The 12,268-nt window shown below is 71.9% G+C and carries 4 protein-coding genes and 4 pseudogenes; 4 read left to right on the top strand and 4 right to left on the bottom strand.

What is annotated here, in order from left to right; translation table 11 throughout:
- Positions 1 to 213: 213 nt before the first annotated feature.
- Complete coding sequence (locus tag ACFYR0_RS27240; protein WP_389333379.1) at positions 214 to 1,299, bottom strand: ABC transporter substrate-binding protein; 1,086 nt, start codon at positions 1,297 to 1,299, stop codon at positions 214 to 216.
- A gap of 753 nt (positions 1,300 to 2,052) precedes the next feature.
- Here ACFYR0_RS27240 and ACFYR0_RS27235 point away from each other — a divergent pair.
- Together ACFYR0_RS27235 and ACFYR0_RS27230 are read left to right on the top strand one after the other, a co-directional pair.
- The gene (locus ACFYR0_RS27235; protein ID WP_389333376.1) at positions 2,053 to 5,331 is read left to right on the top strand and encodes a LamG-like jellyroll fold domain-containing protein; all 3,279 of its coding nucleotides are present in this window, start codon (positions 2,053 to 2,055) and stop codon (positions 5,329 to 5,331) included.
- 233 nt (positions 5,332 to 5,564) lie between these two features.
- Entirely contained in the window at positions 5,565 to 6,719 is a 1,155-nt protein-coding gene (locus tag ACFYR0_RS27230) for a S1 family peptidase (protein WP_389333373.1), read from the top strand.
- Positions 6,720 to 6,813: 94 nt separating this feature from the next.
- Here the strand turns inward: ACFYR0_RS27230 and ACFYR0_RS27225 are convergent.
- Together ACFYR0_RS27225 and ACFYR0_RS27220 are read right to left on the bottom strand one after the other, a co-directional pair.
- Positions 6,814 to 7,248: pseudogene (locus ACFYR0_RS27225) on the bottom strand (AbfB domain-containing protein); the annotation flags it as partial.
- Between the two features lie 60 nt (positions 7,249 to 7,308).
- Positions 7,309 to 9,603, bottom strand: a pseudogene (locus ACFYR0_RS27220) (AbfB domain-containing protein); the annotation flags it as partial.
- Between the two features lie 305 nt (positions 9,604 to 9,908).
- On the opposite strand from ACFYR0_RS27220, the pseudogene ACFYR0_RS27215 reads away from it, so the two are divergent.
- Positions 9,909 to 10,297, top strand: a pseudogene (locus tag ACFYR0_RS27215) (hypothetical protein); the annotation flags it as partial.
- Here ACFYR0_RS27215 and ACFYR0_RS27210 read toward each other — a convergent pair.
- A complete protein-coding gene (locus tag ACFYR0_RS27210) occupies positions 10,248 to 10,772 on the bottom strand; it encodes an SRPBCC family protein (RefSeq protein ID WP_389333370.1) in 525 nt (174 codons plus the stop codon). The pseudogene ACFYR0_RS27215 and the gene ACFYR0_RS27210 sit on opposite strands and share 50 nt — an antisense overlap.
- 328 nt (positions 10,773 to 11,100) lie before the next feature.
- On the opposite strand from ACFYR0_RS27210, the pseudogene ACFYR0_RS27205 reads away from it, so the two are divergent.
- Positions 11,101 to 11,325: pseudogene (locus ACFYR0_RS27205) on the top strand (beta-galactosidase); the annotation flags it as partial.
- Between the last annotated feature and the right edge of the window lie 943 nt (positions 11,326 to 12,268).

Here is a 12,268-nt window from a genome sequence, read left to right as displayed (position 1 = left end):
CCTCGGACGTGGCCGAGCCGGTCCAGCCCGGCCGGAGGTATGTCGAGCCGGTCCCGGAGCCCGGCCGGAAGGTCCCGCCGGGGCGGCTTCGTCCCGCGCGGACCGCCCGTACCGCCACGTCGGCCTGCCCCGGCCTGCCGACAGTGCCGTGACGGGGTGCCCCGGGGAGCCGGACACCGGGCACCGCGTCGCTCACGTCCGCCCGGTGCTCGCTCAGTACGCCCCGCCGAGCGAGTCCTTGGCGTTGGACGGGTCGTACTCGCGGTCCGAGATGATGACGTCCTCGGGGACGCCCTCGCCGGAGTAGAACTTCTGGGCGGTGGCGAAGGCGAGCGGTCCGAAGCGCGGGTTGGACTCGATGACCGCGTTCAACTCGCCGTTGGCCAGGGCCTGTACGGCGTTGCGGGTGCCGTCGATGGAGACGATCTTGACGTCCTTGCCCGGGGTCCTGCCCGCTGCCTTGAGGGCGGTGACGGCGCCGAGGGCCATCTCGTCGTTCTCCGCGTAGACGGCGGTGATGTCGGGCTTCGACTGGATGAGCTGCTCCATGACCTGCTGGCCCTTGTCGCGGGCGAACTCGCCGGTCTGCTGGGCCACGATCTCCAGTCCGGGCGCCTCGGCCCCGACCTGGTCCACGAAGCCCTTGGTCCGGTCGGTGGTGACACTGTTGCCCGAGGAGCCGAGCAGGATCGCCACCTTGCCCTTGCCGCCCGTCGCCTTGATCATCGCGTCGGCGGCGCGCTTGCCCTGCTCGACGAAGTCCGAGCCCAGGAAGGCCAGATAGTCCTTACAGGCGGCCGCGTTGACCTTGCGGTCGATGGTGAGGACGGGCACCTTCTTGGCCGCGGCGGCCTGGAACGCGGGCTCCAGACCGTCGGAGTTGAGCGGCGCCACGATCAGGAACTGCGCCCCCTGCGCCAGCATGTCCTGGATGTCGCTGATCTGCTTGGACAGCTGGGACTGCGCGTTGGTCGTCAGCAGCTTCCTGACGCCGATCTTCGCGGCCTCGTCCTTGATGGACTGGGTCTCCGCGATACGGAAGGGGTTGGCCTCCTTCTCCGACTGGGAGAAGCCGACGACGGCGTTCTCGAGGTCGAGCTTCGGGGCGCCGTAGGTGCTCAGGGTGCAGCCTTCGCCGGCCGGCGCGGACGGCGTCTTGACGCTCTGCGCGCCCTGGCTGCTGTCACCGCTCGCGTTGTCCGTGGTCTCCGACTTGGAGCAGCCGGTCAGGGCCAGGGCGGCGGTGGCGGCGACGACGCAGGCGACGGAGAACGTGCGGGATCCGAGCGGAAGGGTCATCGAGGACACTCCTTGGCGGGGGACAGCACCGCCGAGCGGCGTGCGGTCGCGCTGGGTGGGAAGACGGAGCCGGTCTGGTGCGAAAAGGCCGGGGAGAACCGGCTGCGAGCAGGCCGGACCGGCCAGGACCGGTCGCTGACCTGGGAGGACGAAGGACACCAGCCGCTTTCCTGGCGGTCGGCGACTCCGGCTTTACAACGTTATAACCACGCCGTGGGGAGCTCGGCAAGACGCTGGCGCCACGTTTCCCGAACCTTTGGCCGTGAACGATCGGCAAGCCCCGCCCGCCGTGTGACGGTCACTCAGCGCAGTGGGAGCACGGGGTCTGGACAGCCTCCCGGCGGCATGCTGTCATTCCGCTGCGGACAGATTTCCAACGTTGGAATCTTGGTCGCCCGTCGCCCGTCGCCCGTCGCCCGTCGGTAGCCGCCGGTGAGGGTGTACGGGCCGTGAGCCGACGCCGTCGGCCGGTGCGGCGGTTACACCGAAGGCGCCGTCGGCTGGTACGCCGGTACACCGAAGGTGCCGTCGGCCGGTACGCCGAAGGCACCGTCGGCACCCGCCGGACGCCCGCGCCACCCGGAGGCGGACATGGTGCCTGCCACCCGGAGGCGGACATGGTGCCTGCCACCCGGAGGCGGACATGGTGCCTGCCACCCGGAGGCGGACGTGGTGCCTGCCAGTGCGCGGTTCAGCACGCCTCAGCTCCTCGGGGTTCCGGCTCCGATCCCCTTCTCCACGAGGAAGGACCCGATGACACGACGTAACACCCGTCCCCGGTACGGAAGATGGGCGCTGCCCGCCGCGCTGGCCCTGCTGCTGTCCTCCGCCGCCCTGGTCCCCGCCGCCGCTTCCGCCGCCGAGCCCGCCGGCACAGCCGCCTCCGAGAGCGCCGCCGCCGCGGACATCGAGGTGCACGGCCTGAAGGGCGAGTACTTCAGCATGTCGGCGCCCGGCGCACGGGACTTCGCCACCCTCGGCGGCACCACCCTCGACCCGCAGATCAACTTCTCCGGTCTCACCGGCACGTTCCAGTCCCTCACGGGGCGCACCGAGCACACCACGGCGCGCTGGACCGGCCGGATCGAGGCCCCCGAGACCGGCGACTACACGTTCCACGCGATCGGGGACAACGGCTTCCGTCTGTTCATCGACGGCGAGCCGGTCATCGACCACTGGGTGCCCGACTGGGACCGGGAGCAGACCAGCGCCCCGGTGCGGCTGACGGCCGGTGAGAAGCACGAGTTCCGTCTCGAGATGTTCCAGGACGTCGGCGGCGCGAACATGTTCCTGCGCTGGTCGACGCCGAACCTGCCCAAGCAACTGGTGCCGGACTCGGCGTTCACCCCGCCGGACGGCTTCGAGGTCTACCCGGTGGAGCCGACGGTCCCGGCGGACGGACGGCAGCTGCGGCTGCGGTTCGAGCATCCGGTGAGCGGGCTGTCCACCGTGAAGGAGCACCTCACGGTGGAGGCCGACACCACGCCGATGCCCATCAGCTCGGTCCGGGCCGTGTCCGGAGACCCCACCACCGCATTGGTGGAACTCTCCGAGCCGATCCAGCGCGGACAGCAGGTCCGGATGGACTACGACGGACAGGGCGGCCTGAAGAACGGCGACGAGACCGTCCCGCGCATCCTGCGCTTCGCCCAGAACTCCTCCACCCACCGGCTCACCACCGCGTGGGGCGACAAGGTGGACAAGCGGCACCCGCTGCCGGAGTACCCGCGCCCCCAGCAGGTGCGCGGCAAGTGGCGCAATCTGAACGGGCCCTGGCAGTTCACCGGCGCCGAGGCGGGTGAACAGCCGGTCTTCGGCAAGGACCTGGACGAGAAGATCGTCGTGCCCTACCCGGTGGAGTCGCAGCTCTCGGGCCTCGAGCGGCACGAGGACCACATGTTCTACCGCCGTCTGATCGAGGTGCCCAAGGACTGGAAGGTCGCCCCGGGCGCCGCCGGCAACCGCCTGAAGCTGAACTTCGGCGCGGTCGACTACCGGGCCACCGTCTGGGTGAACGGCAGGAAGGTGGCGGAACACACCGGCGGCTACAACGCGTTCAGCGCCGACGTCACCGACGCGCTGAAGGGCACCGGCAAGCAGGAGGTCGTCGTCGCGGTCACCGACACCGGCGGCGCGAACCAGCCGACGGGCAAGCAGTCCACCAACCCGGGCGGCATCTTCTACACCCAGTCCTCCGGTATCTGGCAGACGGTGTGGATGGAGCCGGTCGCTCCCGTGTCGGTCGACAACCTTGTCACGACCCCCGACATCGATTCGAGCAGCCTGGCGCTGACCGTCGAGTCCGGCACGGCCTCGGACCGCGCGCGGGTGGAGGCCGTGGCCCGTGACACCGGCGGCCGCGTCGTCGGCCGGGTCACCGGTCCCGCCAACGCGGAGCTGCGACTGCCGGTGGCCAAGCAGCACCTCTGGAGCCCGGACGACCCCTACCTCTACGACCTCGAAGTACGCCTGACCGACGGGAGGTCGGCCGACCGGGTCGACGGCTACTTCGGCATGCGGAAGATCGGCGTCGAGAAGGTCGGCGGCTTCCAGAAGCTCGTGCTCAACGGCAAGCCGGTGTTCTCCCTGGCCACCCTCGACCAGGGCTTCTGGCCCGACGGGCTGTACACCCAGCCCAGCGACCAGGCCCTCGCCTTCGACCTCGAGGCGCACAAGAAGCTCGGCTTCAACGCCGTGCGCAAGCACATCAAGGTGGAGTCGCCGCGCTGGTTCCACCACGCCGACCGGCTGGGTCTGCTCGTCTGGCAGGACTTCGTCTCCGGGAACATCACCGACGCCACCGGACAGAAGGCGTTCGTCGACCAGGGGCGCGAGATGATGCGCCAGCACCACAACTCCCCGTCCGTCATCGGCTGGATCGTCTTCAACGAGGGCTGGGGCGAGTGGGACCGCGAGGAGACCGGGCGCATCACCGAGCAGGTCGAGGCGGCCGACCCGTCCCGTGTCGTGAACGCCCACAGCGGGGTCAACTGCTGCAACTCCAAGGGTGACTCGGGCAAGGGCGGCATCATCGACCACCACGACTACAACAACACCGACCCGGCCTACCCCGACGCCCGGCGGGCGGCCATGGACGGCGAGCACGGCGGCTTCACCCTGCGCACCCCGGGCCACATGTGGCCGGGTGCCCCGACCGTGATCTACAGCGGCGTCGCGGACAAGGAGGCGCTGACCCGCAAGTACGTGGAGAACACCGGGCGGTACTACCTGGAGGCGGCCGGCGCCGAACTCTCCGGCTCGGTCTACACCCAGATCTCGGACCTGGAGAACGAGCTGAACGGGCTCTACACCTACGACCGGCGGGAGATCAAGGTCGACCCGGTCCGGGTCAGGGAGATCAACCTCAAGGTCATCGCGGCGGGCGCCGCGGCCGGCGACCGTGCCCCGCTGAAGGGCGGCGGTTCCTGGTCCCTCGACGAGGGCAGCGGCACCACCGCCGCCGACTCCGGCCCCAACTCCCTTCCCCTCAGGCTGAACCCGGGCACGACCTGGACCGACGGAGTGCGGGGAGGTGCCCTGAAGTTCGACGGCCAGGGCCACTTCGCCCAGACCGAGGGCCCCGTCCTCGACACCACCACCAGCTACACGGTCTCCGCCTGGGCCACCCTCGACTCCCTGCCCGGCAACTACGCGACCGTGGTCAGCCAGGACGGCCGCCGCCAGGAGAACCCCTTCTACCTCCAGTACGGACAGGGCGCGTTCGCCTTCAGCACCCCCGGCGCCAACCGCGCCCGGTTCGTCACGACCCCCGAACTCGGCCGCTGGTACCACCTGGTGGGCGTGCGGGACACCGAGAACAACGAGATCCGGCTGTATGTCGACGGCACCCTCGTGGCCACGGCCGCGCCCGGGCCGGCCGACGTCGGCACCGGCCCGCTCGCGGTCGGCCGGGCCAAGTGGGGTGGCGGGAACGTCGACTTCTGGAACGGCTCGGTCGACCAGGTCCACGCCTATGACAAGGCACTTTCCACCGAGGAGGTGAGTGCCCTGTACACCGCCGAGAAGCGGTAGCCACGACTCCTGGGGCGAGCGGTGGGGGCCGCGCACCCCAGGGCCGCCCCGGTCCGCGCACACCCTGTGGCGGACCGGGGCATCGGCATGCCCGACGACCGGCCGGGCCGGTGGTCGCATTACGGCCAAAACTTGGTATGGACCTGACAAGGGTGAAGGGTCTAGCGTTCCGGCAGGCGCTCTGAGAGCGCTCTCAGGTGGCTCCCCGCCAACTCCCCCCACCAGGAGGCCTCGTGAAACGCACCGTCACCCTGCGCGCCGTCGTCGCGGCCCTGCTGCTCGCGGCCGGGCTCGGCACCGCCCACGCGGGCGCGGCCAGCGCCGCCCCCACCGCCGCCCCGGCCGAGGACGCCTTCTCCGTCTCGCCCGGTCTGCTCGACGCCATGCGCCGCGACCTCGGGCTCTCGACACGGGAGGCGACCGAGCGCCTGCGCGCCGAGCGGGCCGCCATGGGCATCGAGCAGGCCGCCCGTTCGGCTGCCGCGGGCGCGTACGGCGGATCGTGGTTCGACGCGGCGACGGGCCGGCTCGTCGTCGCCGTCACCGACTCCGCCAGGGCCCCGGAGATCCGCGCCCTCGGCGCGGACACCCGGCTCGTGCGGCACAGCGCCGCCGCCCTGGATCGGGCCAAGTCACGGCTGGACTCCCTCACCGCCCCGGCCGGGGTCGCGGGCTGGCACGTCGACGCGCGCACCAACAGCGTCGTCGTCGACGTCGTGCGCGCCGAGCGGACCGCGCCCGCCGTGCGTGCCTTCGTCGAGCGGGCCCGCGCCACCGGCCCGGTCACCGTCGCGACGACGGCCGCGGCGCCGCGCACCTACGCGGCGGGCACGGTCGGCGGCGACCCCTACTACACCGGCAACGTCCGCTGCTCGATCGGCTTCTCCGTGCACGGCGGCTTCGTCACGGCCGGCCACTGCGGGCGGGCCGGAGCGGCCGTACGCGGCTGGGATGGGTCGGCGATGGGCACCTTCCAGGGCTCCTCGTTCCCCGGCGACGACTACGCCTACGTCAGCATCCACAGCGGCTGGTGGACCGTGCCGGTGGTGCTCGGCTGGGGAACGATCCCCGACCGTCTGGTCCGCGGCTCCGCGGAGGCCCCGGTGGGCACCTCGATCTGCCGCTCGGGCTCCACGACCCACTGGCGCTGCGGCACCGTCCTGGGGAAGAACCAGACGGTCAACTACAGCCAGGGCGCGGTGTACCAGATGACCAAGACCAGCGTCTGCGCGGAGGGCGGTGACTCCGGCGGGTCGTTCATCAGCGGGGACCAGGCGCAGGGCGTCACCTCCGGCGGCTGGGGCAACTGCTCCAGCGGCGGCGAGACCTGGTTCCAGCCGGTCAACGAGATCCTCGGCCGCTACGGCCTGACCCTGCACACCGCCTGACACACGACCCGCCCCCACACGAAGAAGGCCTGCCGGGAACGGTGACACCGTTCCCGGCAGGCCTGTGCCGTCTCTCGGTGAGGGCGGGACCCGGTCAGGGGGCCCAGGGCGCCTCCAGCGACCAGCTGCTGTCGGCGGTCAGGGTCTGCGGCCGGTCGAACCCGCCCGACCCGTTCCCCGAGGCGGTGTACACCGCCGACTCGAAGTGCCGCAGATACGAGCCCGGGTAGTTCAGCGACTCGAAGGTGACCCCCGTCCCGCCGGCACCCGGCCGGGCGCAGAACGTGGCGTCCTGACGCAGGAGCGCCGTGCCGTCGTCCACGTCGGTGCGCACCCTGCTCGCCGAGTGCCGCAGATAGCGGCCGGGGTGGTTCACCGACTCGAAGGAGTAGCAGGACGAATCGGCGAGACCGCGCCGGACGGTGAACGTGGCGTCCTGCTTCAGCAGCGCGCTGCTGCCGGAGTTCACGATCTCGGTCCAGCCCAGGCTGTCGGCGTGGCGCAGATAGCGGTCGGTGTGACCCCAGGTCGTCACCCGCAGCGAACGCCGTACGTCCGTCGGCAGGGTCACCGAACTGCGCCACAGGGCCGGGTCGGCCGTGTTCCAGGTGGCGTCGGCGGCGAACGACGACGCCGTGTCCCACGGGTTGGGCCCGCCGCTGCGGGCGAGGTACACCTGGTCCGCGTAGTGCCGCAGATAGGAGCCGGGGAAGTTCAGCGACTCGAAGGAAATACCGCCGGCCACGAGGCCGCCTCGGGAGCACCAGGTCGCGTCGGCGGCGAACGAACCGCCCGTGTCGGCGTCGATCCGGACCCGGCCCGAGGCGTGCCGCAGGTACCGGCCCGGCTGGTTCACCGCCTCGAAGGAGTAGCAGCGCGCGTCCCCGAGCCCGGCGACGGTCCGGAACGAGGCGTCCTGACGGGGACCGTCGGCGGAGGAACCGGTCAGGACGTCGGTACGGGCGGCCGAGTCGGCGTGCCGCAGATAGCGGTCGGTGTAACCCGGGGTGGTGACCCGGAAGGACCGGACATGCCCCAGGGTGAGCGGCGGTGCCGCGTTGAGGTTGCGGGAGGCGGCGACGAGCGCGCCGTGCGCCGCCCGCAGCCGGGCGGTGTCGACCTTCTGCACCCGGCGGTCGTAGGTCAGCAGTCCGTTGTACTCGCCCTCGACGTCCGTGATCTCGGTGTAGACGTATGCGGACAGCCCCTTGGTCGTCATGAGCTGCTGCACGTCCCGGACCATGCCGGTGTAGCGGTCGTTGAGCTGGGCCGCGCTGGACACCTGCTCGTAGGCGAAGAACTGCCCGTCGGGGCTGTACTCGTGGCCGGGGGTGCGCAGCCCGATGCCGCCGAACTCGCCCAGCACCGAGATCCGGTTCGCCGACGGACGCGGCCCGTCGGGGCCGGTGTAGACATGCCAGTCGATCATGTCTCCGGTGCCCGGATCGCCCTTGGAGGCACAGCAGTTGTAGCCGCTGTGCGGATTCATCAGCCGGCCCGGGTCGTAGTTCTCCAGCTCGGTGGTGACCCGCCGGGTGTCGGCCAGGTTCCACTCGCCCCAGCCCTCGTTGAAGGGCACATAGGTGACGACGGCGGGGGAGAAGCGGTGCTCGTCGATGATCTCGCGGGCCTCGGTCTCGAACTGGGAGGTCTGCGCCGGGGTGCGGTTCGCGTCGAAGGGCAGCGTGGAGGGGATGTCCTGCCAGACCAGCAGCCCCAGCCGGTCGGCGTGGTAGTACCAGCGCGCGGGCTCGACCTTGATGTGCTTGCGCACCATGTTGAAGCCCAGGTCCTTGTGCTTCTGGAGGTCGAAGGCGAGGGCGGCGTCGGTGGGCGCGGTGTAGAGGCCGTCGGGCCAGAAGCCCTGGTCCAGGGTGCCGACCTGGAAGACGAACTCACCGTTCAGGGTGGGCCGCAGCACACCGTTGACCAGTTTGGTCCCGATCTCGCGCATGCCGAAGTAGCTGGTGACGGCGTCGACGGCGGCCCCGGAGGCGTTGCGCAGGGTGACGCGCAGGTCGTAGAGGAACGGATCGTCGGGCGACCAGCGCCGGGCGTCGGGCACCGGGACGGCGAACTCGGTGAATCCGCCGGTGGCGCGGCCGACCACCTGGGAGCCGTTCATCGCCTCGGCCAGGACGGTGTGACCGCCGACGTCACCCCGGGTGAAGACCCTGACCCGCGCGGTGTTGGTGGCCAGGTCGGGCCTGATGTCGACGGAGTAGACCGAGGACACGGGGGTGGGCTCCAGCCAGACGGTCTGCCAGATGCCGGAGGTGGGTGTGTAGAAGATGCCGCCGGGCTTGTCGGTCTGCTTGCCCATCGGCTGCTTCTCGCCCCGGCCGTCGGTCGGGTCGTAGACACGTACGACCAACTCGTTTCCGCCACCGCGGAGTTGGGGAGTGATGTCGACCTCGAAGCGGTCGTAGCCGCCCCGGTGGGTGGTGACCTGGGTGCCGTTGACCCATACGGTGGCCTCGTGGTCGACGGCGCCGAAGTGCAGCTGGACGCGCCGACCGGACCAGTGCTGGGGGACGGTGAAGGTGCGGCGGTAGAACATCAGGTCGCGGTTGTCGTTGCGCATGATGCCGGACAGCGCGGATTCCACCGGGTAGGGCACGAGGACGCGTTCGGGGAGGGTCCGGCCCAGCGGTGGGGCCGCGTTGCGGTTGACGTTGCCGGCGCCGTCGGCCGGCGGGTTGAGGAACTCCCACTCTCCGTTCAGCGACTGCCAGTCGGGCCGCGTCATCTGCGGTCTCGGGTACTCGGGCAGGGGGTTGGTGGTGGACACCTGGTCGGTCCACGGGGTGGTCAGCGGCGGCGCCTTGGGCGCGATGGCGGCGGAGGCGGGGGTGGTTCCGGTGAAGAAGAGGCCTCCGGCCATCGCCAACAGGGCCGCCAGGCAGGCGACGATGCGTCGCATCGAACTCCTCCTGGGCAGGATGGCGCACCGGAGTCCCGCCCGTTTTCGCGGCCCTGCGGCCGGTCGACGAGCGGGAATCCGTGCGGAGTTGGCGAGCGAGCGGTGCGAAAGCGGGCGTGGGGGCGCCCCGTGGGCCCGGTGGGGGCCGGGTGCTGGGGAACCTAACATGAAACATTCATCAACGGAATCACTCAGGAACCAAAGCGATCGAACAATCCCGACTGCCCGCTCCCGGGGGGCGGGCCCCTCGGCCGTGTGCGGCAACTGCCTCGACGGCACCGGGAGTTCACGTCGTCAAGGCGTTCAACCTCTGCCACGAGGACGTGTGGCGGACGCGGCCACCGGACTTCGACGGGCGTCCGCCGGCCGTGCCGGTGGCGGGGACGACGCGTCGGCTCTCGCGCGGGTACGGCGGCTGGTGCGGGACGTGGGCCGCCGACCGGTGTCCGGCGGCGGCCTCGGGCGGGCGGGACTCCTGGAGGCCGCCGCGCTGTTCGTCGGGCTGCGGGTCGGCGAAGGGGCGGACGTGCGGGCGATCGCACCTCCGCCTGCCTGCGCCACCGGCCCGGCCGCCCAGGAGGCGGAGAGCGGTACGAAGGCTACTCCTAGACGCTCTTCCCGGCGCTCTCCTGCTCCTGCTCCAGCTCTCGCTTGAGATTGCGCAGGGTCCTGGCGATGTTGCGGGCCTGGAAGTCGGCGAAGGTGCTGCCCGCGGTGGCGATCCGGTCGAAGAGGTTCGCCGCGAACGTCGGCCACCGCCGGCGGTCGTCCGTCCAGGTCTCGGTCACGCGGGTGCCGTCACCGGCGGGCTCGAAGCGGTACTCCCAGGTGGCGATCGGAGCCCGTAGGCGCGGCCGGGTCAGCCCGATCTCGTGCACCCGGAAGGCGAAGGTCCGCTCCGGGTCCGCCGCGGTGACCGTGCACCGCGTCACCCAGCGGAACTTCCCGCGCTTGTTCCGGCCGACGAACGTCTCCCCCGCCGCGACGGGCCCCGGCGCGGTTCCGGGAGCCGTCCCCAGGTTCTCCGGACTCCAGCGGCCCATGTCGGAAGGGCGGCTCACCGCGCGGTAAGCGACCGCGGGCGCGACGTCGATGACGATGCTGTCACTCACGCTGAACACACGGGCCACGGTGTTGCCTCCCGACCGGAAACCCCAAGCTACTGTCGAGTAGCGATAATGCCACGCGCCCCTACACGCCTAACAGGGGGTCCTCGACGCCCCGAGGCGGGGGCGGCTGTCGGCTCGTCGCCACGGGGCCTGGCGATGCCGCCCTGAAGGGGCGCGGGGGACCGCGCGCCCAGACACCACCCGTACCCCATGGGTCGAGGCGTGGGCAGTTACGCGGCTCGGCGTCAGCGAGGTGCCGCCGCGCCCACCCGTGCCGCCCCGGGCGGCACGCATGCCCGCGCCGGGGCGGCTGCGCGGCTCTGCGCGACGAGGCCCCGCAAGGCCGCCCGGGGAGCGGGTCCGTGACGAGGACGAGTTCCACGCGCGGTTCGCCGGATTCACGGCGGTCCTGCTGGACGACCCGAACATGTTCGGCTACTGGTACACCCGGCTGACGGACGCCTTCCAGGAACAGAACGGCGTCTACCGCTTCGACCGCTGCGTCAAGCTCGGCATCGAGCGCATCCGCGCCGCGCGGCGGCGGCCGGCGGCGGTCGAGGCGCGGGCCGGGGGGAGTGCCGGCACCGGGAGTCCTCCGCGCGAGCCGCCCGCGGTCGTGCGGAGGACAATGGGATCCAGCCGTCCGGCGGGAAAGGCGGGAATCCGCATGGACTACGACACCGTCGTCCGTGAGCTGTACGGGCTGCGGCCGGAGGAATTCACCGCCGCCCGCGACGCCCACGCGGGAGACGCCCGGCGCGCGGGTGACCGGCCCCTGGCCCAGCGGATCGGCCAACTGCGCCGCCCGAGCCTCTCCGCCTGGGCGAGCAATCTCCTCGTCCGCCAGGAGCCAGAGCAGGTGGAACCGCTGCTGCGGCTGGGGGAGGGGCTGCGCGAGGCCCACCGCTCGCTCGACGGCCGCCGGCTGCGTGAGCTCGGCCGCCGCCAGTACGCCCTGATCGGGGTGCTGGCGGGGCAGGCGCGCAGGCTGGCCGCCCAGGCCGGGCACCCGATCAGCGAGGACGCCCAGCGGGAGATCGAGAACACCCTGCGCGCGGTCCTCTCCGACCCGGAGGCCGCCCAGCAGTGGGCCTCCGGCAACCTGGCCCGGCCGCTCCTCCCCACCGGTCACCTCCCCACCCCGGCACCCGGCGCCGCCCGCACCCCGGCCACCGCGCGCCCCGCGCAGGCGGCCCCGCGCAAGGGCCCGACGGCCGGACGGGGCCCGAAGCCCGGAGTCGGCCCGGGAGCCGGCCCGGGATCCGGTCCGGGCCAGTCGGCCGACCAGGCCAGGAAGGCCGACGCGGAGCGCCGCCGGAACCTGGCTCGCGCGCGCCGGGAGGCCGAGGCCGCCGCGGAGGCCCTGCGGGCCCTGGAGGAGGAGGCGTCCCGGGCCGCCGACGAGGCCCGCGAGGCCGGCCGCCGCGCCGAGCTGCTCGGGCACCGCGGGCGTGAGCTGACGGACGAGCTGCGGCGGGTCGAGGAGGAGCAGAGCCGGGCGCGGAAGGCCGAGCGGC

Origin of the sequence: Streptomyces sp. NPDC005017, assembly GCF_042873115.1 — a bacterium.
GTDB lineage: Bacteria > Actinomycetota > Actinomycetes > Streptomycetales > Streptomycetaceae > Streptomyces.
This window is presented reverse-complemented; position numbering and strand designations above follow the sequence as displayed.

Bases quoted from the DNA above. Each gene is read 5' to 3' on its own strand.
- ACFYR0_RS27240 (WP_389333379.1), bottom strand. From the start codon at position 1,299: ATGACCCTTCCGCTCGGATCCCGCACGTTCTCCGTCGCCTGCGTCGTC.
- ACFYR0_RS27235 (WP_389333376.1), top strand. From the start codon at position 2,053: ATGACACGACGTAACACCCGTCCCCGGTACGGAAGATGGGCGCTGCCC.